This window comes from Roseibium sp. (assembly GCF_965233565.1).
Classification (GTDB): Bacteria; Pseudomonadota; Alphaproteobacteria; order Rhizobiales; family Stappiaceae; genus Roseibium.
Map to the genome: position 1 here is coordinate 3,005,123 of NZ_OZ247494.1, position 22,602 is coordinate 3,027,724.

The window sequence follows — 22,602 nt, forward strand, 5'->3', positions numbered from 1 at the left end:
ACGCACGTTAATCAATTAGGTGCAATGCAAAAATTAAGGGCTTGAACTTCACCGGCTGGATTGCGATAGACGCAGCAACGTTTAACAGGAGTTTTCTCAGATGCGTATCGACGCAGTGCCGATTGGCAAGAACCCGCCGGAAGACATCAACGTCATCATCGAGGTATCTGTCGGCGGCGAGCCGATCAAATACGAGATGGATAAGGACGCTGGTGCGATGTATGTCGACCGCTTCCTCTACACCCCGATGCGCTATCCGGGCAATTACGGTTTCGTGCCGCATACACTGTGCGGCGACGGCGACCCGATCGACGTTGTTGTGGTCAACCAGCGTCCGATCGTTCCCGGCGCCATCATGAACTGCCGTCCGATCGGCGTGGTGCTGATGGAAGACGAATCCGGCCAGGACGAGAAGATCATCGCCGTGCCGTCGCACAAGCTCTCCAAGCGCTACGACAACATCCACGACATCACTGACCTGCCGGAAATCACGATTGCCCAGGTGAAGCACTTCTTCGAGCACTACAAGGATCTGGAACCGGGCAAATGGGTCAAGATCACCGGTGTTGAGGGTGCTGATGCTGCCCGCAAACTGATCGTTGAATCCATCAATCGGGCCCAGAAGGAAGCTGCCGAATAAGGCAGGCTATCTGACGAACCGTCTTGAGAGGCTGCGGCTGACTACCTGTCGACCGCAGCCTCTATGCGTTCCATGTCCTGGTCGGAGAGGCCGAAATGGTGGCCGATCTCGTGGATCAGCACATGGGCGACCACGTCTCCCAGCGTTTCATCCATCGCGGCCCAGTAGTCGAGGATCGGGCGGCGGAACAGCCAGATCCGGTTTGGCATCTGGCCGGTGAACTGCACATCTCCGCCCTCGGCCAGGCCCTGGCCTTCAAACAGGCCAAGCAGGTCATGCGGATCCTCTATGGCAAGCGCATCCAGAACGTCGTCCGGGGCATAATCAGCAAGGCTGATCTGCAGATGGCCGCAACGCAGCAGCAGGTCGTCCGGAAGACCGGCCAGGACCTCACTGGCCATGGCTTCGAAATCTGCCAGTTCGGGTGCTTTGCGTTCGGTCCAGCCACTGCGGCTGACCGGCCGGACGGATGCCATCTTGCTACCTTTTTTCGCGTGTCTGCGGGAAATCGGCCCCGGAATACGGCCTACAGGTAGGTGATGGCAAGATAAATCACCAGCCCAATGGCAAAACAGACCCCGAGACCGCGGCCGATCCGGGTGCCCCAGATCTCGATCCGGTCGTCCTCGTCCTTGTCGGCCGCCGCCATATGGTTCTTGGCACGGTCGGCCATACGCACGAAAGTCGAGCCCACGATGGTCTCGCTCTCCGCCTCGACCCTGTCGAGCGCATGCAGCGCGTCCTGGCGCTGCTTTTCCTTCGGATGGACGGGCTGCTTGTCTGAACTGCTCATGCGTCTACAGTGACCGGGTTGGCAGGCCGTTTCAACAAAAATGCCGCCACCAATGCCAGGCCGGCAAGACCGGCGGAGGCCACTGCATTCCAGCCCGCAAAGGACAGGCCGAACATGCGCCAGCTGGCTTCCGTGCAGCTGACCACCCGGGTCGACTGCAGCGCCTGCAGCATATTGGAAGCCGAAGTCGGCGCCGCGCTGCCGCCACCGCAGTCATTCGGACCAGCCCAGAAATCCCATTCGGCGCCGGCCTGATAAATACCGAGCCCCGCGCCATAGGCGAAGATGGCAGCGACCGCCAGCAGGACCAGCCCGGCCAAGCCGGAACGCCCGCGCATTACCAGAAAGAGAGCCAGCGCCGTCAGGGGAAGGCCTGCGTAATAGGGAATGCGCTGTTCCAGGCACAGCTTGCACGGCACATAGCCCCCGATCAGCTGAAAGCCCCAGGCCGTCGCAATCACGACCAATCCGCCCAGCAGAAGCAAACCTGTTGCCGATTTCGCCAGCTGTTCCCGTGCCATCACATCCTCATCCGTCAGATATATTTCAAGGCCACAAACCCGCCGACCAGCAACACCACGAATAGGGTGAACATGAGGCCAAGGCGTTTTTCGATGAAATCCTTGATCGGCGGACCGAAGAAATAGAGCAGGCCTGCGACCACACAGAAGCGAATACCGCGCGACACGATGCTGGCCATGATGAAAACCGGCAGGCTGAGCCCGAGCGCTCCGGAAGCAATGGTGATCACCTTGTAGGGAAACGGCGTGAGGCCGGCAATGAAGACGAACCACCAGCCCCATTCGTGGAAGATCACCTTGAACTCGTCGACAAAGGCCATCTTGCCATAGAAGGTCAGCACCGGCACGGCAATCTGCTCGAACAGAAACATGCCAATCAGATAGCCGGCAATGCCCCCGGCGACCGACGTCAGCGTACAAAGCAGTGCATACCACCAGGCCTTCTCGCGCCTGGCGATCACCATGGGGATCAACAGGATGTCCGGCGGGATCGGAAAGACCGAGCTTTCGACAAAGGAAACGGTTCCCAGCGCGGCAGGTGCGCGCGGTCCGGCGGCAAGGGACAGGGTCCAGTCGTAAAGGCGTCTCAACATGCCGCTTCCCTTAGCCGCTGCGCTGCAAAATGTCACCTGAGGAAATCGCCTGCCTGTCGTGAAAGTGAAGCGAGCACTGTGCACAGAACGACTGCGGTCTGGATGTTCTGCCGGTCCGGACCGGCGAGGCCGTGAGCACCGAGGCGGCATTCAGCCCGCCATCTGCTAGGATAGGGCCGGCAACTATGCTCGGGAGGACACCATGAAAAGCATCCTCAGGCTGGCCTTGGCGACGGTCTGTGCCTTCACGCTGTTGGCACTTCAGGCGGTCTCCGCCCAACAGGTGCAAATTGAAGGATCGGTCAACCTGACTCCCTTTGAGGCACGCGGCATCACGCTATCGACGCTCTACAAGGTCGATGGCGAGTTCGCAGGCAAACACGGGATCCCCGTGCCGGCCCCGTTCACCCTGGCGGCCCCTCGCCGCGACGGCCAGCAGATCCTTGCGCAAGCCAAGCCGGCCGGCGGTGGCCCGATCAAGATCTATTTCGCGACCGACGATGCACAAAAGCGCATTTTTTCCTCCCTTCAGATCATCCCCTTCACGATGAAGACGGATGACCTGCAAAAACGCCTCGAGATCGGCGACTATTTCGCCATCGACCTTCTGAAGAAACTCGGAGAGAACCGGACCACACGCGTGAACCTCCGGCGCCAGATCACGGTTGGCGGACTTCCGGCCGCCGAAGTTGTCGGCAATTTCGTGAATGGAGAAGGCGACCAGCTGCTGGTCCGGCTGGTCGCCGTGGCAAAACCGGGCAGCCCGCACGGCATCATCGGCATTGCCGTCGGCCACCCGCGCCAGGGCCGGATCAAAAAGGTCGAGGACATCTACGACACCAGCGCATCGCTGGCCTTCGACACGGTAATGTTCAACTGAACGAAGATGTGAGGAAGACTTGGGCACCTGCGCGCAATCAGGCGATAGCCGCTAGCTATGCAAACATTTGGGAGGAGAGCGGCCTGCCGCGAAGCGGTACAGCGCTCAAGCAGGCGGTAGCCGGTGGCGCTAGAATAATGGCGCAGGTGAGCGGAGCGAACTAGAACCGCATTCAAGTAGGCCAAAGGCCGATAGCGCAAGAAAAATGGTGCCCCCCGCCGGAATCGAACCGGCACTCCCGAAGGAACGGGATTTTGAATCCCGCGCGTCTACCAGTTCCGCCAGAGGGGCAACTGACACCGGAGAGCGTGCCTATCATGGGGTCCGGTGCGATGCAAGCCGTTAGACATGCATCGGCATGGAAGTCCCCCAACAGCCTTTGCGGATGCGGGGTTATCGACCTTTAAAAACCAAGGAAATTTTTTCAGACACCCTTAACCCTGACGCCCGAAACCGTTGCGATTTCGATCCCCGTCCGCCGTTCCGGGATTAAATTTAAGGGCTTCGAAATTCCTCTGGCGCCAAGACAGGTGCCAATACGATTGGGGAGACGCACATGTCACTGGCAGATGCCACAGCGCAATCAGCGCAGCAGACCACATCCGCTTCGCGCGCCGGAGACGGCCGCCAGCATCAATTCGTCATCGATACGGTTGACAAGGACCAGCTGGAGCCTGCACCGATCCGCCCCGAATGGATCCTTGAGGGCAATCCGGAAGCCAAATGCAAACAGCTCTCAGGTCACAAGTTCGGCTGGGGCGATGCCTGTCACTGGTCCTGTACGGCGGGCAAGTTCCGCTGGCACTATGGCTGGGACGAGACGGTGATGTTCCTGGAAGGGGAAGTGACCATCACGGATGAAAACGGCAACGTTTACGAAGGTCGTCCGGGCACATCGCTGTTCTTTCCGGCCGGCACTTCAGCCGTCTGGGTGATTCCGGCCTATATCCGCAAACTCGCCTTCAACCAGAAGCCTGTGCCGTGGTACCTGCATTACCAGTCGCGCATCATCGAGCGACTGAAGGGCGCCATGCCGGGCGGGCTGCGCTAATCCCGCCTCTCCGGAACAGCCGATCCAGGTATCGGCTGGCCGGATCTGCTTAGTCTGGAAACAAAAGCGCAAATTGTGCGCTTTTTCTGGACAAGCCGGATTGGCTTGTCTAGATAAGATTCATGAGCAAATCTGGCAGAGAAATCGAGCTCAAGCTCGAACTGGAATCGTCGGCCCAGGACGCAATCAAACGCGCGGGCAGCATCAAGGGCTTCACCGCCGGCCGGGCGGTGACCAAGACCTTGCAATCCATCTATTTCGACACGCCCGACCAGGCCCTGCGCAAGGCCAAGGTCTCGCTGCGGGTGCGCAAGTCCGGCCGAAGCTGGCTGCAGACCGCCAAGCTCGGCACCGGAGTGATGGGTGGCCTGTCGTCGCCGATCGAAGCGGAACATCCGGTCAGCGGCCGGGCACTCGACTTTTCCGTGATTGAAGATCCGACGGTCCGCGCGAAACTCACCGAAATCATCGGCGAGGCGCCGCTGTCCGAGTGTTTCGAAACGGTGATGAAACGCACCACGCGCCAACTGACCCGTGAAGCCGATGGTACGCATATCGAGCTCGCCTTCGACACGGGCAACATCCTGGCCGGTGCCGGTTCCCAGCCACTGGTCGAACTGGAAATGGAACTGAAGTCCGGTCCGAGCCTTGCGCTCTTCGAAGCGGCCAAGGCGCTGCTTGACGACGCGCCGTTCCGGTTTTCTCCCTACAGCAAGGCCGAGCGCGGATATCGGTTCGCGGAAGGCCAGGAGGTCGAGGAACACAAGCCCTTTTTCGCTGACAAGATCAGCTTCAGCGCCGGCATCAGTACGGAACTCGCCTTCCGGGACGTGCTGCGCTCCTGTCTGACCCAGATCTCCGAAAACCGGCTGGCCGTGCTGGCTTCCGAAGACCCGGAAGGACCGCACCAGCTGCGCGTCGGGTTGCGCCGTCTGCGCAGCGCCTTCCGCCTGTTCAAGCAGGTGCTGAACCCGGCGACCCTTGCGCCGCTGGACCAGATGGCCCGCACCATTGCAGGCGAAGCCGGTGCCCTGCGCGATCTCGATGTGCTGGTGGATGAAATCGTTGCCCCCCTGGTCGACAAGGCACCGCCCAGCCTCTCCTTCGATGCCCTACTGGCGGACCTGAATGCGTCACGCGACAAGGACATCCGCACCACATTGACGGACCATCTGAAATCCGCCGAGGTCAATCAGTTCCTGCTGGATCTGGCCGCCTATACGGAAGGTCGCGGCTGGCTTGATCCGGAAAACTTCGACCAGACAACGCTACTGGCGCAGCCGATCGAGGCGCATGCCGGCAAGGCACTTGCGAAACAATGGAAGAAGGTGCTGGGTTACGGAAAACGCCTGGAAAAGCTGAGCATCGAAGAGCGCCATGACATGCGCAAGGCCATGAAAAAGATGCGCTACGGCATAGAGTTTTTCGGCAGCCTTTACCCTTCCGACACGGTGAAACCGTTCCTGAAACGTATGAAGAAACTTCAGGACATTTTCGGCTATCTCAACGACGTCGCCATGGCCGAAAGCCTGCCGGACAAATGCAGGGCACTGGAAGAGAGGTCGATGGAAGCCGCCCAGGCCATCGGCTTCGTCATTGGCTGGCATGAGGCTCAGTGCCAGACCAAGTGGCTTCACGCCAGGGATTATTGGGACGCCACCAGGGCAACTCCAAAGTTCTGGACCTGACGAGAAAGGTGGCAGGGACAGCTTGTCCTCTCAGACCGCAAAAGCAAAGGCTATAGTCACTCCAGGCAAGGTCAGCACCGCTGCAGACCGCCTGGAATGACGTGATTGGGCTCGGACTCATGCGCCCGAGTCGGATCTAGTTCCCGTCATCCTCCACCTTCACCCACGACGGGCGCTTCAGCGAGTGGATCAGGATGGGCAATCCGGTAAAGACGACGAACCCGGCGGCCACGACGCCGACATAGGTGGCCGGGCTGCCAACCGGCAGCTGGCTCGGCGGGAAGAATGAGGTCACAAAGGCAAAGGCCACGCCGGCAAAGCCGATCCCCGCGACCACCAGCAAACCGGTCATGCCGCCCGGAACCTTGTAGGATCGCGGCATGTCTGGATGCGTGATCCTGAGACGCACGGCCGCAGCATACATCATCATGTACATGACCAGATACAGCGTGATCGTCATGGCCGAGAGCAGGAAAAACGCCACCGAGACGTTCTTGAGAAAGAAATAGAGCGACGCCAGCACCGTGACGATGCAACCCTGCACCACCAGAATGACCACTTGAATGCCGTTCTTGTTGGTCCTGGCCAGGAAGGGCGGCAACTCGCCGTCCCTGGCGGTCCGCAGCAATCCCCGGCTCGGCCCGGTAATCCAGGACATCACCCCTGCCAGCGCCCCGAGGGCAATCAGAAGCGCCAGGACCGGCACCAGCCAGCCGAGATTAAAGCCGGTCAGTGCAATACTGAAGGCCTGCATCGGCCCCTGATCCAGCGCGATCTTGTCGGCCGGCACGATGGCAGCCAGCGCCAGGGACCCCAGCAGGAACAAGACCACAATGATCGCGACGGACAAGAGAATGGCTTTCGGGAAATCGCGATGCGGATCCTTCAGTTCATTTGCGTGAACGGCGTGAACTTCCACCCCGGCAAACAGCAGCACGATCCCACCCAGAAACGCGATCGAGGACAGGCCGGTGATATGCGGAAAGAGGCGGATATGGGCCTGCGCGCTGTCCGCAGCTTGCGGCAGGAAGGCAATCGCATTGCCTTCCGCGATCCAGGCGGCCCCGAGCGCAATGATCAGGAGCCCCGGAACCACCGTGCCGAGCACGAAGCCGACCGAGGTAATCCGCGCCGCCGCACTCGTGCCGGTAAGGGCAATTGCGGTTGCAAACCAATAAGCGCCGATGATGACGGAGCCCGTGTAAATGCCGTCATCGGCGAGCGACGGTTTGCCGATGACATAGGCAAGCGACGCCGCAGCGAAGGCCAGCACAGTCGGATACCAGACGACGTTCTGAATCCATTGCAGCCAGATCGCGACAAACCCGGCCCGTGCGCCGAACGGTGCCTTGACCCAGTCATAGACGCCGCCGGTGGACTGGGCGAACATGCCGCCGAGCTCGGCGGCAACCAGCGCCGCCGGCACCAGAAAGATCAGCGATGCAAAGCCGATGTAAAAGAGCAGCGTGGTGCCTTCGTCGGCCATGAGCGGCAGGCCGCGCAGACTGACGACGGCGGCCACCGTCATCATCGCAAGGCCCAGGACGGAAATGCGGCCCCTGGCGGCTGATGCGCCAGCCGCCTGTGTGGTCTCTGTCATCTCGTTTACCTGCCGTGGTGAAAGGTCGGTCCGGCTTCGGCGTTCGACATCGGGTTGCGGTCCAGGAATTCGATGGTGCGTTTCATGTCCTCTACGAGCAGGGCCATCAGGTCCTTGCCCATGCCGTGGCGCACGAGAACACGCTGAACCACCAGGTCGCGCCGGTTATGCGGCAACGGATAGGAGGCAATCTGCCAGCCGCGCATGCGCATGCGCTCCGAAATGTCATAGAGCGTATAGGCCTTGTCGGCGCTGTCCTTCAGCGAATAACAGGCCGCCGGCAGGCCGCCGTCGCCATTGTAGAGAATGTCGAAATGGCCTGTTTTCTCCAGCTCATCCGCCAGATATTGCGCGGCACTTGCGCAGGCCCCCTGCACATCCGTGTAACCCTGTTTGCCCAGCCGCAGAAACTGGTAGTACTGCGCGATGATCTCACCGGCCGGCCGCGAGAAATTGAGCGCGAATGTGGGTACCTGGCCGCCGAGATAGTCAACATTGAAGATCAGTTCCTCCGGCAGGTCTTCCTGCTCCCGCCAGACCACCCAGCCCACACCCAGGGGCGCCAGTCCGTATTTGTGGCCCGAGGCATTGATCGACTTGACCCGCGGCAGGCGAAAATCCCAGACGACGTCCTTGTGCAGGAACGGCGCGATGAAACCGCCGGAGGCCGCATCGATATGCAGCGGAATGTCGAGGCCGCGTTCCGCCTGGATCTGATCCAGCACGGCCGAAATCTGCTCAACGGGTTCATAAACGCAGGTAAAGGTCACCCCCAGTGTGGCAACGACCCCGATGGTGTTTTCATCAACCGCCGCAGCAATCTGGTCCGGGCGCATGCCCAGTTCACCGTCCAGGATCGGCAGCTCGCGCAACTCGATGTCAAAGTAGCGGGCAAACTTGTGCCAGCAGATCTGGACGGGTCCGCAGATCAGGTTGGGTTTGTCGGCGGGCTTGCCTTCCGCCTCGCGCTTCTTGCGCCATTTCCACTTCAGCGCCAGGCCGCCCAGCATTGCCGCTTCCGACGACCCGGTCGTGGAACAGCCCTGTGTGACAACGGAATCCGGGGCGTTCCAGAGATCCGCCAGAATGTGAACGCAGCGGTTCTCTATCTCGGCTGTCTGCGGATATTCGTCCTTGTCGATCATGTTCTTGTCGACACAGTCCTGCATCAGCTGCTGAACCTGCGGCGAGGCATAGGTGGTGCAGAAGGTTGCCAGGTTCTGGCGCGAATTGCCGTCCAGAAGCAGCTCGTCATGGATCAGGTTGTAGACCGTATCGGCAAGCGAGGAGTTGTCGGGCATCCGGTACTTCGGCAAGGCCTGTTCAGATAGATCTCTCGTATAGAGATCAAAGACTTCGTTGCGGCGATTTGACGAGGCTTGATAAAGGGGCAAGGGATGTCTCCTAAGGCTCACGGGCAACCTGCAATGACTTAGCTTAGGCACCGTGGCGGACAGCTTCAAGCTCGGATAAAACCCTTACGAGCGCCTGTCGGCCGCCGCACCCACCCCCACATCCGTGTCCCAATAAGGCAGGTCGGGGTCATAAAGATCGACCAGATAGTCGATCAGCGCGCGCGCGGCGCGCGGGATCAGCTGGCGGCTCGGAAACTGGATGTTGAGCGCCTTGGACGGCATCTCGAACGTCGGCAAAAGCCGCACCAGCCGGCCTTCATCCAGCAACGAATGCGCAACAAAACTCGGCAGGCGCCCGATGCCGCCCCCCGCCAGGACAGCCGCGCACAGCGCCTCACTGTTATTGATCTTCAGATTGCCGGTGACAGGGATGCTTTCCGGGCCGAGCGGTGACCGGAACTCCCAGACATCCATGTTGTCGGAATAGGAAAAGAAGACACAATTGTGCCCGTGCAACTCCGCCGGCACGTCAGGCGCCCCCTGCCGGGAGACATAGTCCGGCGACGCGCAGATCACGCTGCGCAAGGGGGCCAGTTTGCGGGCAATCTGGCTGGAATCCGGCAAGTCACCCGCTCTGAGTGCAAGGTCATAGCGGTCATCGATCGCCGCCAGAAACCGGTCATCGAGCGTCAGGTCGACGCTGAGCTTCGGATGCGCCTGAAGAAAGGCCGGCAGATGGGGCGCCAGATGCCGGCTGCCGAACGCCATCGGTGCCAGAACCCGGATTTCACCGACGGCCTCGCTGCCAAAAAGGCCCGCTTCCCGTTCCGCCGATCGGACATGATGCACGGCTTCGCTGGCATGGGCGAAATAGCGCGCGCCGGCATCCGTCAGCACCAGCTTGCGTGTGCTGCGCTGGAGCAACTGAACGCCCAACCGTGCCTCAAGATGCGTGATCCGCCGGCTGACCGCCGATTTGGTCAGGCCCAGATGCTCCGCCGCCCGCGAAAAACTGCTCTTTTCAACGACCGCAACAAAAACGGCAAAATCGGGAATGCTCTCCATGGCCCATTCATTGTTGATTTGAAGTCAACTCAAAGTCAATCAATCGACGTATAGTGAAAGATAAGAACAACAATAAATTGCCATGGATCCCAAAACCGGAGCGTTTCATGGCACAGCAGATATCCCACCAGCCAAAGAGCGGCGCGGCCTTGCCGCTGATCCTGTTTCTGGGCGTTCTCGTCGGCGGCAATTTTGTTTTGGCAAAAGCCGTCGTTCTGACCGGTCTGACGCCCCTGATGCTCTTCGAAGGACAGGTGCTGGGCGCGGGTCTTGGCCTTTGCATCGGCCTGGCGGTCACATCCCGAAACGACTTTCAGGCCCTCCTGAGCGGCCCCGTCGCGCTCTATTGCCTCATCAATGGCCTGCTCGGCGTCTCCACCCCGCAGATCCTCAGCTATATCGCGCTTCAGCAGGTGTCCGCCGGTCTTTTCTCGGCCCTTGTGACCCTCTCCCCACTGCTGACCTTCTGCTTCTCTTCGCTGATGAGACGAAGACTGCTGCCGCTGCGCCGGCTGACAGGCGTCCTGATCGGGCTTGCGGCCGTCACGCTGGCAATGGCAGACCGCAACCGGTCGATGGCGGCGGGCCTCCCCTGGCTGCTTGCGGCCGGGCTCGTCCCCGTCCTTCTCGCCCTCACCAATGTCTTCCGGGAGCGGGCAATGCCGCAAGGTGCCAACCCACTGGTTCTGGCCGGTGGGACCCTGCTGTCCCAGGCCGTCCTGTTTCTGCCCGTAGCGCTCGTTTGGGGCGGCGGCCTCCCGCAGTTTCAAGCCCAGATCTGGATCGGCCCCGCCATTCTGCTTGTCTGCGCCGCCACTGCACTTGGCTACGTCCTGACCTTTGAGCTTCTGAGGCGCACCGACGGTGTCGGCTTCAGCCAGGTCGGTTATGTCGTCACCCTCACCGGCATTGCCGCCGGGGCGCTTTTCTTTCAGGAACCGGTCGGACCTGTGTTTCTGATCTCGGTGCTGCTGCTTTTCCTGGGCGTTGCACTTTCAAACGCAAACGCCCCGCTTTTCCCACGCCTCTTCAAACGTCCCCAACCGTCAAACAAGGAGTTTTGACATGCAGATCACAACAGAGAGTACCACCCCGCATCGCAAGCTGATTGCCGGGCTCTACCAGGCCGTGGATGCGCTTGATGCGGAAGGCGTCGGCAGTTTCGTCACCGACGATGTCCTGTTCCGGCTCGGCAATTTCGACCAGCTTCAGGGCCGGCAGCAGGTGATCGACGCCAATGCCGCGTTTTTCAGCACCATCTCGGCGATGCAGCACACGATTTCGGGTATCTGGTCGGACGGCAACACGGTGATCTGTTCCGGTGAGGTCCATTACACCCGAAAGGACACCAGCACCCTGTCGGTGCCCTTCGCGACCGTGCTGACCCTGACAGACAGCCGGATTGCGGATTACCGCGTCTTTGTCGACGTCTCGCCGCTCTGAGACGGCGAAGAGCCGACGGGCGGCGCGATGGTCAGGATGTCGGGAAAGCTGACCGGCGCAAAGGCACCCGTCAGTTTGAAGGTGGTCAGGTCGCCGTCGCGCGAGACCATCTGGTCCTGCCGGGCGAGTTCCGCGATGGTTTCCTTCAGGCTCTCGATTTCCCGCAAGATAAAGGCACCGGTGTCGGGCAACATGCGGCGGGAGACGGTGAAAAACGCCCCCTGATTGCCGCCCCGGGCCTCGATCACCTGGCCCAGGAACCGCGTGTTGATCTCCTTCAGAAGCGGGATCAGCGGCCCGTCGGGCCGGAAACGGACCGGCGCCGTCCAGGTGATACGGATGCGGTTGCCCGGATGAACCTCCGCAAGCCCGAGCGCCTCCAACGCCCGGCCGAGCCGGAACATGTCCTCCGGCGTTAATTGAAACCGGTCCTCGATATCCTGCTGCGGGATCGGCTCCCGCAGCAAAATGAACAAAAAGAACAGCGACGGATCCGCCGCGAGCCGGGCTTCGGTCGCCACCGGCAACAGGCTGGTTTCTTCCGATGTGCGTTCCGCCCGGTGCAGCACATCGGCAAGCGGCACCTCCAGGATGTCGCAAATCTCCAGAAGCCGGCTCAGCTTGCAGTCATGGCCGGCAAAGATCCGTTTCACGGTCGGCTCGGAGACCTCCATGCGCAGGGCCAGATCCGCATAGGTCATGCCGCGGGACTTCAAAACGCCCTGCAGGATTTTGAACGTATCGCCGCGCATCCGCTGGTTTGATCCTTCAGATCGCCAATTCGTATCGTTTTTTGATACCATATTTTCTGAAATTGCCAAGTGAGTTCGATTTCTGCATTCGAGATCTATCGACAGTTCTCAAGAAAGGTCCTCCCATGCAGATCCTGAAATCCCTTGTCGCCGCCGGTTGTCTTGCCCTCTTCCCCCTCTCCGCCGAAGCGGGGTCGCTCTGGTCAACCGAAGGCTTCGACATGCCAGAATCCGTTCTATACGACGCTAACCATGACCGGCTGATCGTCAGCGTCATGCAGGGCGCGCCGAATGCGGTGGACGGCAACGGCCACCTGGCGCTGCTCTCCACCGACGGCAAGGTGATTGACGCTGCCTGGGCCACCGGCATGGACGCCCCCAAGGGCCTTGCCATAATGGATGGCCAGATCTTCGCCGCCGATCTCACCCACCTGCGCATCGTTGATGCCGCAAGCGGCGAGCTCGTCGCCTCGCTCCCCGCCGAAGGGGCTGTCTTCCTCAACGACGTTGCCACCAACGGCGAGGCGGTCTTTGTCTCCGACATGATGACCCACACGATCTGGCGTTATGCGGATGGCCGGTTTGAAAAGTGGCTCGAAACGCCGGACCTTGCGCATCCGAACGGGCTTTTCTGGGATGACGGCCGCCTGCTGGTCGGCAGCTGGGGCAAGGGCCTTCAGGAGAATTTCACCACCGAAGCCCCCGGCAGCCTGCTCAGCATCGCCCCGGAGACAAAGGCTATCTCGGTTGTCGCCCGCGACATCGGCAATATCGACGGCATCGTTCGCCTGAACGGCAAGCTTGTTCTCAATGACTGGATCAACGGCAAGGCGTACGAGATTTCGGCAGACGGCACCGCCACGGAAATCCTCGCCGAACCCGCCGGCCTTGCCGACATCGGCGCCGCGAACGGCACCCTCTACCTGCCGCATATGCTGGAAGGCCGGATCGAGGCGGTGACGCTGGACTAGGCGCGGCCCACACAGCCCTCACCGGCTGCATTTGCAAAGGCAGGAGCAGTCGGCGGGGACGCAGCATCCAGCGCTCGGAAGAGCTCTGGATGCCGCACGTTTCGGGCCTAAGGCCCACCGGATGTGATGGGCAGCGCCCGCTCCTGTCCATCACCTCCACGTGGGTGGTCTCTTCAAACCGCGTTACCCGCCCTTTGGCATATAGAGGTCGCCGCCGTTCCGGTATCTGGCAGCCATTTCCGCCATCCCTTCCTGGCGCGCGCCCTCCTGGCGGGCCGCGTCGCGGATATCATGCGAAATCCGCATGGAGCAGAATTTCGGCCCGCACATGGAGCAGAAATGGGCCACCTTGTGAGCCTCCTTCGGCAAGGTCTCGTCGTGGAAGGCGCGGGCCGTTTCGGGATCCAGCGACAGGTTGAACTGGTCCTCCCAGCGGAATTCGAACCGGGCGCGCGACAGGGCATCGTCGCGGATCTTGGCCGCCGGATGGCCCTTGGCGAGATCCGCGGCATGGGCGGCGATCTTGTAGGTGATGACCCCGGTTTTCACGTCGTCGCGGTCCGGAAGGCCAAGATGCTCTTTCGGCGTGACATAACAGAGCATGGCGGTGCCGAACCAGCCGATCATCGCGGCGCCGATGCCCGATGTGATGTGATCATAGCCCGGCGCGATATCGGTCGTCAGCGGCCCGAGCGTATAGAACGGCGCTTCGCCGCAGGCCTCGATCTGCCGGTCCATATTCTCCCTGATCTTGTGCATCGGCACATGACCGGGCCCTTCGATCATCACCTGGCAGTCCTTCGCCCAGGCGATCTGCGTCAGCTCTCCGAGAGTCTCCAGCTCCGCAAATTGCGCGGCATCATTGGCATCGGCAATCGAACCGGGACGCAGGCCGTCACCGAGCGAAAAGGCAACGTCATAGGCCCGGGCAATGTCGCAGATCTCCTCGAAATGCTCGTAGAGGAACGACTCCCTGTGATGATGCAGGCACCACTTGGCCATGATCGAGCCGCCGCGCGAGACGATGCCGGTGACGCGATCGACGGTGAGCGGAATATGGGCAAGGCGGACACCCGCGTGGATCGTGACATAATCGACGCCCTGTTCGGCCTGCTCGACCAGCGTGTCGCGGAAGACTTCCCAGGTCAGCTCCTCGGCAACGCCGCCGACCTTTTCCAGCGCCTGGTAAAGCGGCACGGTGCCGATCGGCACAGGCGCGTTGCGCAGGATCCAGTCCCGGATGTTGTGAATGTTGCGGCCGGTCGACAGATCCATGACGGTGTCCGCGCCCCAGCGGGTCGCCCAGACCATCTTCTCGACCTCTTCGGCCATCGACGACGTGACCGCGGAATTGCCGATATTGGCGTTGATCTTCACCAGGAAATTGCGGCCGATGATCATCGGCTCGGCTTCCGGATGGTTGATATTCGCCGGCAGGATTGCCCGGCCCCGGGCGATTTCGTCGCGGACGAATTCCGGCGTCACAAAGTCCGGGATCGCCGCGCCGAAACTTTCGCCGTCCCGCGCGGACTGCACCTTCTGCGCCGCACGCCCCAGATTTTCCCGGATGGCGACGAATTCCATTTCCGGCGTGATGATCCCGGCGCGGGCGTAGGCGATCTGAGTGACCGCCTTGCCGGCGCAGGCCCGGCGCGGCATCGGCAGCTCGGGAAAGGCCGGCGTCAGCCGGTCGCCGGTGGCAAAGCCGTTGTCTTCCGGCTGAACAGTGCGGCCCGGATAGGCTTCGGTATCGCCGCGCCCGGCGATCCAGTCTGCGCGAAGGCGCGGCAAGCCCTGTTCGATGTCGATGGCCTGCGCCGGATCGGTATAGGGGCCCGACGCATCATAGACCGTCACCGGCGGCTCGCCGGCCGTCGGATGAACGGCAATCTCGCGCATCGGCACCCGCAGCTGCGGATAGATCAGACCGGGTTTGTAAATCTTGGTCGAGGCGGGCAACGCCCCTTGTGTGACATCCGGTTTGGAGATCTTGGCGGCAGTGGTCATTTTGAGGCTCCAATCATCTTGCTTGGAGACCCAGTTCGCAGCCGGAATGATGGAGAAACGCCGGGACGGCCCGTTTCCGGGCACCGTCCTGTCGCAGCGCTCGCACCGTCCCTACGCCAGTATGAACTGGATCAGGTTCAACGGGTCACTGCGCTGCCGCTCTTAACGGCCCAGCAGACTCTCAGCCCCTTGTCGGGACACCCCGGGTAACAACGCTATCGACCGTCATCCACCGGCCTTTGTCAATATGGTAACGCGCGAAAAACTCACTGCTGTCACCCCGGGCGCGCGAAGCAAGACCCGGGGCCTACTTGTTTGCAGAGAGAAGGTCCTTGCAGCACGACCGCAAAGCAGACACCGGCCTCCGCAAGCGGCCCTGCGAGTGGGCCCCGGGTCTGCGCTCTGCTTGCCCGGGGTGACACGGAGATCGATCCGCTCCTGCCCGTCATACCGCCAACACGCCCTCATCACGTCATTCCGGACAAGTGCAGCAAAGCTGCGCGCTGATACGGAACCCAGCGCATCAGCGCGAGCGACAGCGAGCACAAAAAACCAATCAAGCATCGAAACAGGGTGATAAAGACGCGCCCAGGACGCGGAGTATCCGCTGGGTTCCGGATCTGGCCATGCAGCTGCGCTGCAAACCGTCCGGAATGACGGTGGCATGGTCTCGGCAGATGGAGGCCTCGTGCGAACAAACACAGCTGTCACCCAGGGCGCGCGAAGCAAGACCCGGGGCCTACTCGTTTGCAGAGAGTGGGTCCTTTCAGCACGACTGCAAAAACAGAAACCGGCTTCCGCCTGCGGCCCTGCGCGTGGGCCCCGGGTCTGCGCTGCGCTTGCCCGGGGTGACACGGAGATTGATCCGCTCCTGCCCGTCATACCACCAGCACACCCTCACCACGTCATTCCGGACAAGTGCAGCAAAGCTGCGCGCTGATCCGGAACCCAGCGCATCAGCGCGAGCGACAGCGAGCACAAAACCAATCAGGCATCGAAACAGGGTGATAAATACGCGCCCAGGGCGCGGAACAATCGCCGGGTTCCTGATCTGGCCATGCAGCTACGCTGCAGACCGTCCGGAATGACGGTTGCATGGTCTCGGCAAATGGCGGCCTCGTGCGAACAAACACAGCTGTCACCCAGGGTGCGCGAAGCAAGACCCGGGGCCTGCTCGTTTGCAGAGAACGGGTCCTTGCAGCACGACTGCAAAAACAGAAACCGGCTTCCGCCTGCGGCCCTGCGAGTGGGCCCCGGGTCTGCGCTCTGCTTGCCCGGGGTGACACGGAGATCGATCCACACCCGCGCGTCACACCGCCAGCACACCCTCACCACGTCATTCCGGACAAGTGCAGCAAAGCTGCGCGCTGATCCGGAACCCAGCGCATCAGCGCGAGCAACAGCGAGCACAAAACCAATCAAATGACTGAATAGCTCGATAAAGACGCGCCCAAGGCGCGGAGGAACCGCTGGGTTCCGGATCTGGCCATGCAGCTGCGCTGCAGACCGTCCGGAATGACGGTGACATGGAAGGTCTGGGCCGCCTCGCATCGAAAATCCCCCTTCCACCGGTTTTACCGGACCGAAAGGTCCCCGCCGTATCCTCCCCAAAACCACGTTCAAACGAGTGCCTGATGCCGACCGCCAACCCTGCAGCCCTCGAGATATTCAATCTTCACAAGCGCTTCAGCGAACCTGCCGTCAACGATCTGTCGCTGAAGGTCAAGGCAGGCGAATTCTATGCCCTGCTCGGCCCGAACGGCGCGGGCAAGACCACGACGCTGCGGATGGTGTCCGGCCTGCTGGAGGCCGATGCCGGCACTGTCCGGATCTGCGGCATCGATGCCTTCAAGGACCCGATTGCGGCCAAGAAGATCCTGGCCTGGGTGCCAGACGAGCCGATGGTCTATGACAAGCTGACCCCGCTGGAATATCTGGAGTTCGTCGCCGGCCTCTGGAACATGGACGCGGATTTTGCGCAAGCCAAGGCCGACAGCCTGCTAGACGCCTTCGGGCTCGGCCCCCATGCGGGTGAGCGCTGCGGCGGCTTTTCCAAGGGCATGCGCCAGAAAGTGGCGCTCGCAGGCGCGCTGATCCATGAACCGCGCCTGATCATTCTCGATGAACCGCTCACGGGGCTTGATGCGGGCTCGGCCCGGCAGGTGAAACAGGTGCTGACCGATCTGGTCGCCAAAGGCGTCACCGTCATCATGACGACCCATATTCTGGAAGTCGCCGAGCGCATGGCCGACCGGATCGGCATCATCGCCCGCGGCCGGCTGGTCGCCGAGGGCACCTTGGCAGAGCTGCGCTCCCGCGCCAGCGCCGAGGGCCATTCCCTGGAGGATATCTTCCTCGATATCGTCGGCGGTGCCCAAAGCGACGGTCAAAGCGACACCTTCACGGACCCCTCTCACCTCCCCGACGAGAAAGTGGCATGAGCCGCGCCCTGGCCTCCCCGCTGGCGTTTTCGGCGCTGATCCGCTTTTCCCGGCATGAATTGCGCCTTGCCTGGCGCGACTGGGCCTGGATCTTTTCCGGCTGGCGCAAGACCGGCCTGAAACGCACGCTTATCGGCATGGGCCTCTTCTACGCGGTCCTGCATCTCATCGCCTATGCCGTGCTCGCCCCGCAATTTGCCGGCGGCTTTCAGCTCGACCAGACCGCGCTGGCGGTGATTTCGGTCTCCGTCCTGCTCAGCTTCACCATGATGCTGTCCCAGGCGATCGAGTCGGTGACACGCGCCTTTTACGCCCGCGACGATCTCGATCTGATCCTGTCCTCGCCCGCACCGTCGCGGGATCTTTTTCTGGTCCGCATCGCCATGATGGCGCTCACCAGCTGGGTGATGTCCGCGCTGGTGATCTCACCCTTTTTGAATGTGGCAGCCGCCCTTGGCGGGCCCCATTGGCTGTCGGGCTATCTGGTCATTCTTGCCGCCTCGCTGACCGCGACCGGTGCGGGCATCCTGATGACGCTGGCCCTCTTTCAAACGGTCGGAGCGAAGCGCACGCGGCTGCTGGCGCAGATCCTGGCGGCGGTTGTCGGCGCGGCCTTCCTGATCGGCTTGCAGGTGGTCGCGATCCTCTCCTTCGGCTCCATGTCGCGCTTTGCCCTCTTCGAGGCCGATTTCCTGCGCGCGACGGTGCCCGCCGCCGGCTCGCTCTGGTGGTTCCCCGCGCGCGCCGTCGCCGGAAAGACAAGTGTCGTTGCCCTGATGCTCGCAGGCTCCTTTGCGTTTTTTGCCATCGGCGCCTGGTGCGGTGCCGTCCAGTTCCGCCGCATCGTGGTGAAGGCGCTCGGCGTTGCCGAAACCACCCGGCGGAGCCGCGCCACACACCGCCCGTTCCGGGGCCATTCGGCGCTTGGCGCGCTGGTCACCAAGGAACTGAAGCTGATTGCCCGCGATCCCTGGCTGGTGTCGCAGACGCTGATGCAGGTGCTTTATCTGGTCCCGCCCGCCGTGATGCTCTGGGTGAGTTTCGGCGCCAACACCGAGATTTCCGTCCTCGTCGCCCCAGTGATCGTGATGGCCACCGGCCAGCTCGCCGGCGGCCTCGCCTGGCTGACGATTTCCGGCGAGGACGCCCCCGACCTGATCGCCACGGCCCCCCTCTCGGTTTTCACACGCCTCGCCGCAAAAGTTCTGGCCGCGCAAGCGCTCATTGTCGCCGTCCTGCTGCCCATCACGCTGGCCCTTGCCGCCCTGTCGATCTGGGGCGCGCTGATCACCTTCCTCGGCGCCCTGATCGCAGCGAGTTGCGCGATCCTGATCCAGCTCTGGTTCCGCGCCCAGGCCAGCCGCACCACCTTCCGCCGCCGCCAGGTCGCCTCCAAGGCCTCGACCTTCGCCGAAGCCGGTGCGTCTATTTCTTGCGCGGGTGCCACGGCGCTTGTGGCGGCGGGCAGTGTGTTGGCGGTGTTGCCGGTTGTGTTGCTGGGGATTGTGCTGGGGGTGGCTTGGGGGGTGAGGCCGAGGGGGAACGTGGGGGTTTGAGGGGCTTGGAAGCTTTGAAGCCCGACATATTCAAGATGAAGGGAGGCTGTGCGTCCCCATTTCGGTCTTTCGCAGGATTTCGTCCTGATCTTTAAAGCTGCCGGTCGTTGCGTGACGTGCGAAGGTCAATTGTGGGCGGAAAACGGACGTTCGCTGTATGCGCTGTCGATGACCGGGCTGAGCATGAAGCGAACTTTGTAAATTTTCGATGACGCGTCCCAAACTGCCTGACGCTGTACTAAATTACGTCAAGGAACAGAGGGAGCACAGACTTAATGGTCAAACGGAAACTCTATCTGATTGGAATTTGATTGGTTCTCTGGCGTTTTTCCCGTAACAACGTCCACGATTTCTTGACATTTTTCTCTATTTTTCGCCAACGAGCCAAGGTAGCTTCCTTCGTATTTCTCATCGACATAGTCTACTACAGAAATAAAGATTTCTTTCGTCAGTTCGAGGACATTGCTGGGTATTTCGTGAGATGATGAGTAGTCAGAAAGCCAACGGGCAATCGTTGGTTTTGTCAAAACAATATGTAGGATGAGCCTATTGAGATGTGCTGCGACCATGGCACGGCGTGGTTCAATGTCGCTATTTGCTCTAGTTGATTGAAGGAACTCGTCAACTTCGCGCATCACGTTTACGCAACGCCAGACGGTGGTTGCGGACAAATCTTTAGGAAAAATCTCAGTATACGGCTTAGATTTTGGATCCGCCCAGATGGCCCCAATCTCTCTTTTTACCTCCACCGCGACGCCTACGGACAATCTGCAGCCAAGAGCTTGGGTCGCCTCTTGAAGCGTGCAGCCCAAGCTCGGGATCGGTTCAGAGTCACCCGACCGGTAGACATACTTCCGTCCGTCGAGCTGAAAATCCAAAGCTAACCGATGTTGATTTGGATCCAAGGACGCAAACTCCCGCGTTCCGACAGCGTTTTGGAGATTGGTGGCTCTTGTCACATCTAGAGCAAAGTTATCGCGGCAAGATTCAAGGGAAATCAGTCTTACATGGACGTAAGCGTGTTCGTCAGAGTCTTGAAGTTGGTCCGCCTCGGCTCCAATGGCACCTACTGTTTGCGCACCGTTTACAATGCTTGCGCCATGGCATGTGAAGTTGCCAAAGGCTCGTTTTGTGGAGCCTCCGATTCCTTTCACGATCTTCTCGGCGATCAGAGTTAAGCCGTTGTTAAAGTACCAAAAATCACGCGGCGAGGTGGCGATCGTCTTACGTATCGAACGGTTCACAATTGAGTTTGGATAATAAAGACGCAGATTTTTTGTAAAAAGATCGCTCTTGTGATCTCGCCACCATGCAGCGATTTGGTCAGCCGAGACTTTTCCGTAGTAGGCTTCATAAGGGTGCGTCAACTGTCCCCAATCTTCCAAAGTGATCTGTAATTGTACAGGAGGATCTGTCACATGCGCTGTAATCATGTCGTAGACGCCGGCTTGTGAACGCTGTCGAACAGAGCAAATTTCAACTGGAGCATTGATTTCATCAGCTAGCTCTGTCAGCGGCCGCATGCAGTGTTCGTTTAGCGGTTGCTCACCCGTGTGAACGACGCAAACGACAATGCGGACTCGGCGTTCGCAAAACAGAGCTTCGTCTATCTCAGCCTTTCTTCTATGAAATTTATTGTTGAACTTGGTGAGATCTGTATTGAGGAACCTTCGAACGCCAGCTGCGAATTTCTCGATCTCAGCAAGATCAAATTTTGACTTCCCAGACTTCGACCACCGAGATGTCACTACATACAATGTGTCATCCATCGCATCAAAGTGGAAAGCGTCAATGGAATTGTCATCATACCCGTCGGTCACAAATTGCGACGCTCGTTCAGGGTTGCAGTCTAGCTCATTCCGAATGTAGTCTGCTGCTAATGCTCGTGAAACTAAGCAAGTTTCGCGCTCTTCTTTTGATTTATCGGCTAGATCACTCAAGTCTATAAGATTTTCATACTTTTTGATCAAAGCGCTTCGAATTCTTTGTAGCGTAACCTTACTCATTAAATTCCTATCCCGAAGGTCGAATGTTTAAATGTGATCGATTTGGTGGCAAACCAATGCTTTTCGTTCTGGAATACAATACGAGGCGCATTTGACATGCAACCTAAGAGAGTTGTTTTCGGCTTCGTGGTGACCCCGAAACTCACCTAGGTGTAAGACCGGTCATGCGTTCGACGTGACAAAAAGGTGGGCCGTTGGCCGCAGTCTCGTCGTCTGGCACCACCGATTTCAAGCGAATGCTGTAAACGACCGCATTGGGGGCCGCGACTGCGGCAGTCATGACTGTAGTGAACGTCAGCAAACGGCCGGTAGCGCCGACCCGTTCAGGGCCGACGAATGTCAGCTAGCCGCAAGCGGAGCACGTTTGTCGCCAGTCCGCTCTCGGCCCCCTTCAGATCATGGGCAGTTGCCCCCGTCAAACCTCCCCATCCACCACCAACTGCATCCGGTCCGCCGCCACGCGCCCGCGCGTATATTGCAGCGGCTGGCCAACCCCGTCGAGATTGATGCTTTCCACCACCATGACCGGCTGGCCGAGGGCAATGCCGAGTTGCTGGGCGTCTCTCGCCTCAACAAGTTCGGCGGTGATGCGGGTTTCCTTGCGGCTGTAGTCTGAGATGCCGGCGCGTTTCAGGGCCTCGGTGATCGAGCCGCTGTCGGCATAGTCGGCAACAAAATTCGGCACCCGCTCCCGGACGAACCAGCTGGTGGCAACGATCATCGGGATGCCGTCGGCGACCCGTAACGACTCCACCCGGATCAGCATGGTGCCGAGCGGCACGGACAGCTGGTTGGCCAGAAGCGCGTCGGCCTCTTCCAGGGCCGAGCCGATGATGCGGCCATCCGGGGCCCGGTTCTGGCCGGAGACGATTTCCGAAAACCGCGTGCGCGGCCCGATCGGGTAGCTGAGCGGGGCGGAGGCCACAAAGGTGCCGCGGCCCTGGTCGGCGCGCAAAATGCCTTCGGCCGTCAGGGCGGCAATCGCCCGGCGGACCGTGTGCCGGTTGACCCCGAAGCGGCTGGCCAACTCGGATTCCGGCGGCAAACGGCTGCCCTTTTCAAAGGCGCCGCTGACAATTTCCGCCTTCAGCGTTTCCATGATCTGCCGCCAGACGGCAATGCCCGCGCTGCGGTCAAGAGTTGTGTGCGTCGTCATGCGCCCGTCATCAAATTTCGGTACCAAAGAGTCAACCTGATTATTTGTCTAGACAAATAGACAAATCAAGTTTAGACAAGCCTC

Annotated in this window: 20 protein-coding genes, 1 tRNA gene and 1 riboswitch; of the genes, 9 read left to right on the forward strand and 12 right to left on the reverse strand. The window is 60.5% G+C overall.

Annotated features, from left to right (window positions below):
* Window positions 1–100 precede the first annotated feature (100 nt).
* Window positions 101–640 carry an inorganic diphosphatase gene (gene ppa, locus ACO6TG_RS13845; protein WP_422378704.1) on the forward strand — a complete coding sequence of 180 codons (540 nt, stop codon included), beginning with the start codon at window positions 101–103 and terminating at the stop codon, window positions 638–640.
* 41 nt (window positions 641–681) lie between these two features.
* Here the strand turns inward: ppa and ACO6TG_RS13850 are convergent, their stop codons facing one another.
* From ACO6TG_RS13850 to ACO6TG_RS13865, 4 genes are read right to left on the reverse strand one after another with little or no spacing between them, the layout of a single operon-like run.
* Entirely contained in the window at window positions 682–1,116 is a 435-nt protein-coding gene (locus ACO6TG_RS13850) for a metallopeptidase family protein (RefSeq protein WP_422378705.1), read from the reverse strand.
* A gap of 50 nt (window positions 1,117–1,166) precedes the next feature.
* Window positions 1,167–1,433 carry a hypothetical protein gene (locus ACO6TG_RS13855; protein ID WP_422378706.1) on the reverse strand — a complete coding sequence of 89 codons (267 nt, stop codon included), beginning with the start codon at window positions 1,431–1,433 and terminating at the stop codon, window positions 1,167–1,169.
* Window positions 1,430–1,954, reverse strand: coding sequence for a disulfide bond formation protein B (locus ACO6TG_RS13860; RefSeq protein WP_422378707.1), 525 nt, complete (start codon window positions 1,952–1,954; stop codon window positions 1,430–1,432). Before ACO6TG_RS13860 ends, ACO6TG_RS13855 begins: the two co-directional genes overlap by 4 nt.
* A gap of 14 nt (window positions 1,955–1,968) precedes the next feature.
* Window positions 1,969–2,547: a YqaA family protein gene (locus tag ACO6TG_RS13865; RefSeq protein WP_422378708.1), complete on the reverse strand. Its 579-nt coding sequence runs from the start codon at window positions 2,545–2,547 to the stop codon at window positions 1,969–1,971.
* A 202-nt stretch (window positions 2,548–2,749) separates the two neighbouring features.
* Between ACO6TG_RS13865 and ACO6TG_RS13870 the strand changes: the two genes are divergently transcribed.
* Complete coding sequence (locus tag ACO6TG_RS13870) at window positions 2,750–3,427, forward strand: hypothetical protein (RefSeq protein ID WP_422378709.1); 678 nt, start codon at window positions 2,750–2,752, stop codon at window positions 3,425–3,427.
* Window positions 3,428–3,633: 206 nt separating this feature from the next.
* Here the strand turns inward: ACO6TG_RS13870 and ACO6TG_RS13875 are convergent.
* Window positions 3,634–3,718: transfer RNA gene (locus ACO6TG_RS13875), tRNA-Leu, on the reverse strand.
* Window positions 3,719–3,983: 265 nt separating this feature from the next.
* On the opposite strand from ACO6TG_RS13875, the gene ACO6TG_RS13880 reads away from it, so the two are divergent.
* Entirely contained in the window at window positions 3,984–4,478 is a 495-nt protein-coding gene (locus ACO6TG_RS13880; RefSeq protein WP_422378710.1) for a cupin domain-containing protein, read from the forward strand.
* A gap of 122 nt (window positions 4,479–4,600) precedes the next feature.
* Window positions 4,601–6,166 (forward strand): CHAD domain-containing protein, encoded by a 1,566-nt coding sequence (locus ACO6TG_RS13885; RefSeq protein WP_422378711.1) that lies wholly within the window; start codon window positions 4,601–4,603, stop codon window positions 6,164–6,166.
* 136 nt (window positions 6,167–6,302) lie between these two features.
* On the opposite strand, the gene ACO6TG_RS13890 is transcribed toward ACO6TG_RS13885, so the two are convergent.
* The 3 genes from ACO6TG_RS13890 to ACO6TG_RS13900 all read right to left on the reverse strand — a co-directional run bounded on the left by ACO6TG_RS13890 (window position 6,303) and on the right by ACO6TG_RS13900 (window position 10,186).
* Window positions 6,303–7,766: an amino acid permease gene (locus ACO6TG_RS13890; RefSeq protein ID WP_422378712.1), complete on the reverse strand. Its 1,464-nt coding sequence runs from the start codon at window positions 7,764–7,766 to the stop codon at window positions 6,303–6,305.
* A gap of 5 nt (window positions 7,767–7,771) precedes the next feature.
* Window positions 7,772–9,160 carry a glutamate decarboxylase gene (locus tag ACO6TG_RS13895; protein WP_422378713.1) on the reverse strand — a complete coding sequence of 463 codons (1,389 nt, stop codon included), beginning with the start codon at window positions 9,158–9,160 and terminating at the stop codon, window positions 7,772–7,774.
* An 84-nt stretch (window positions 9,161–9,244) separates the two neighbouring features.
* Window positions 9,245–10,186: a LysR family transcriptional regulator gene (locus ACO6TG_RS13900; protein WP_422378714.1), complete on the reverse strand. Its 942-nt coding sequence runs from the start codon at window positions 10,184–10,186 to the stop codon at window positions 9,245–9,247.
* Between the two features lie 107 nt (window positions 10,187–10,293).
* Here ACO6TG_RS13900 and ACO6TG_RS13905 point away from each other — a divergent pair, with 107 nt between their 5' ends.
* Both ACO6TG_RS13905 and ACO6TG_RS13910 read left to right on the forward strand, forming a co-directional pair.
* Window positions 10,294–11,250, forward strand: coding sequence for a DMT family transporter (locus ACO6TG_RS13905; protein WP_422378715.1), 957 nt, complete (start codon window positions 10,294–10,296; stop codon window positions 11,248–11,250).
* A 1-nt stretch (window position 11,251) separates the two neighbouring features.
* Entirely contained in the window at window positions 11,252–11,629 is a 378-nt protein-coding gene (locus tag ACO6TG_RS13910; protein ID WP_422378716.1) for a nuclear transport factor 2 family protein, read from the forward strand.
* On the opposite strand, the gene ACO6TG_RS13915 is transcribed toward ACO6TG_RS13910, so the two are convergent.
* A complete protein-coding gene (locus tag ACO6TG_RS13915; protein WP_422378717.1) occupies window positions 11,596–12,381 on the reverse strand; it encodes a helix-turn-helix domain-containing protein in 786 nt (261 codons plus the stop codon). The genes ACO6TG_RS13910 and ACO6TG_RS13915 overlap by 34 nt on opposite strands.
* Before the next feature lie 125 nt (window positions 12,382–12,506).
* On the opposite strand from ACO6TG_RS13915, the gene ACO6TG_RS13920 reads away from it, so the two are divergent.
* A complete protein-coding gene (locus ACO6TG_RS13920) occupies window positions 12,507–13,352 on the forward strand; it encodes an ATP/GTP-binding protein (protein WP_422378718.1) in 846 nt (281 codons plus the stop codon).
* A 183-nt stretch (window positions 13,353–13,535) separates the two neighbouring features.
* On the opposite strand, the gene thiC is transcribed toward ACO6TG_RS13920, so the two are convergent.
* Window positions 13,536–15,359: a phosphomethylpyrimidine synthase ThiC gene (gene thiC, locus ACO6TG_RS13925; protein ID WP_422378719.1), complete on the reverse strand. Its 1,824-nt coding sequence runs from the start codon at window positions 15,357–15,359 to the stop codon at window positions 13,536–13,538.
* A gap of 90 nt (window positions 15,360–15,449) precedes the next feature.
* Window positions 15,450–15,574: riboswitch (TPP riboswitch) on the reverse strand.
* 1,419 nt (window positions 15,575–16,993) lie between these two features.
* On the opposite strand from thiC, the gene ACO6TG_RS13930 reads away from it, so the two are divergent.
* Complete coding sequence (locus ACO6TG_RS13930) at window positions 16,994–17,800, forward strand: ABC transporter ATP-binding protein (RefSeq protein WP_422378720.1); 807 nt, start codon at window positions 16,994–16,996, stop codon at window positions 17,798–17,800.
* Complete coding sequence (locus tag ACO6TG_RS13935; protein WP_422378721.1) at window positions 17,797–19,356, forward strand: permease; 1,560 nt, start codon at window positions 17,797–17,799, stop codon at window positions 19,354–19,356. Before ACO6TG_RS13930 ends, ACO6TG_RS13935 begins: the two co-directional genes overlap by 4 nt.
* A 272-nt stretch (window positions 19,357–19,628) precedes the next feature.
* Here ACO6TG_RS13935 and ACO6TG_RS13940 read toward each other — a convergent pair whose 3' ends face one another.
* Both ACO6TG_RS13940 and phnF read right to left on the reverse strand, forming a co-directional pair.
* Window positions 19,629–21,362: an AIPR family protein gene (locus ACO6TG_RS13940; RefSeq protein ID WP_422378722.1), complete on the reverse strand. Its 1,734-nt coding sequence runs from the start codon at window positions 21,360–21,362 to the stop codon at window positions 19,629–19,631.
* Between the two features lie 415 nt (window positions 21,363–21,777).
* A complete protein-coding gene (phnF, locus tag ACO6TG_RS13945) occupies window positions 21,778–22,518 on the reverse strand; it encodes a phosphonate metabolism transcriptional regulator PhnF (protein ID WP_422378723.1) in 741 nt (246 codons plus the stop codon).
* Window positions 22,519–22,602: the final 84 nt, after the last annotated feature.

Coding starts and splice junctions, on each gene's coding strand:
- ppa (WP_422378704.1), top strand. CDS start 101: ATGCGTATCGACGCAGTGCCGATTGGCAAGAACCCGCCGGAAGACATC.
- ACO6TG_RS13850 (WP_422378705.1), bottom strand. CDS start 1,116: ATGGCATCCGTCCGGCCGGTCAGCCGCAGTGGCTGGACCGAACGCAAA.
- ACO6TG_RS13855 (WP_422378706.1), bottom strand. CDS start 1,433: ATGAGCAGTTCAGACAAGCAGCCCGTCCATCCGAAGGAAAAGCAGCGC.
- ACO6TG_RS13860 (WP_422378707.1), bottom strand. CDS start 1,954: ATGGCACGGGAACAGCTGGCGAAATCGGCAACAGGTTTGCTTCTGCTG.
- ACO6TG_RS13865 (WP_422378708.1), bottom strand. CDS start 2,547: ATGTTGAGACGCCTTTACGACTGGACCCTGTCCCTTGCCGCCGGACCG.
- ACO6TG_RS13870 (WP_422378709.1), top strand. CDS start 2,750: ATGAAAAGCATCCTCAGGCTGGCCTTGGCGACGGTCTGTGCCTTCACG.
- ACO6TG_RS13880 (WP_422378710.1), top strand. CDS start 3,984: ATGTCACTGGCAGATGCCACAGCGCAATCAGCGCAGCAGACCACATCC.
- ACO6TG_RS13885 (WP_422378711.1), top strand. CDS start 4,601: ATGAGCAAATCTGGCAGAGAAATCGAGCTCAAGCTCGAACTGGAATCG.
- ACO6TG_RS13890 (WP_422378712.1), bottom strand. CDS start 7,766: ATGACAGAGACCACACAGGCGGCTGGCGCATCAGCCGCCAGGGGCCGC.
- ACO6TG_RS13900 (WP_422378714.1), bottom strand. CDS start 10,186: ATGGAGAGCATTCCCGATTTTGCCGTTTTTGTTGCGGTCGTTGAAAAG.
- ACO6TG_RS13905 (WP_422378715.1), top strand. CDS start 10,294: ATGGCACAGCAGATATCCCACCAGCCAAAGAGCGGCGCGGCCTTGCCG.
- ACO6TG_RS13910 (WP_422378716.1), top strand. CDS start 11,252: ATGCAGATCACAACAGAGAGTACCACCCCGCATCGCAAGCTGATTGCC.
- ACO6TG_RS13915 (WP_422378717.1), bottom strand. CDS start 12,381: ATGCGCGGCGATACGTTCAAAATCCTGCAGGGCGTTTTGAAGTCCCGC.
- ACO6TG_RS13920 (WP_422378718.1), top strand. CDS start 12,507: ATGCAGATCCTGAAATCCCTTGTCGCCGCCGGTTGTCTTGCCCTCTTC.
- thiC (WP_422378719.1), bottom strand. CDS start 15,359: ATGACCACTGCCGCCAAGATCTCCAAACCGGATGTCACACAAGGGGCG.
- ACO6TG_RS13930 (WP_422378720.1), top strand. CDS start 16,994: ATGCCGACCGCCAACCCTGCAGCCCTCGAGATATTCAATCTTCACAAG.
- ACO6TG_RS13935 (WP_422378721.1), top strand. CDS start 17,797: ATGAGCCGCGCCCTGGCCTCCCCGCTGGCGTTTTCGGCGCTGATCCGC.
- ACO6TG_RS13940 (WP_422378722.1), bottom strand. CDS start 21,362: ATGAGTAAGGTTACGCTACAAAGAATTCGAAGCGCTTTGATCAAAAAG.
- phnF (WP_422378723.1), bottom strand. CDS start 22,518: ATGACGACGCACACAACTCTTGACCGCAGCGCGGGCATTGCCGTCTGG.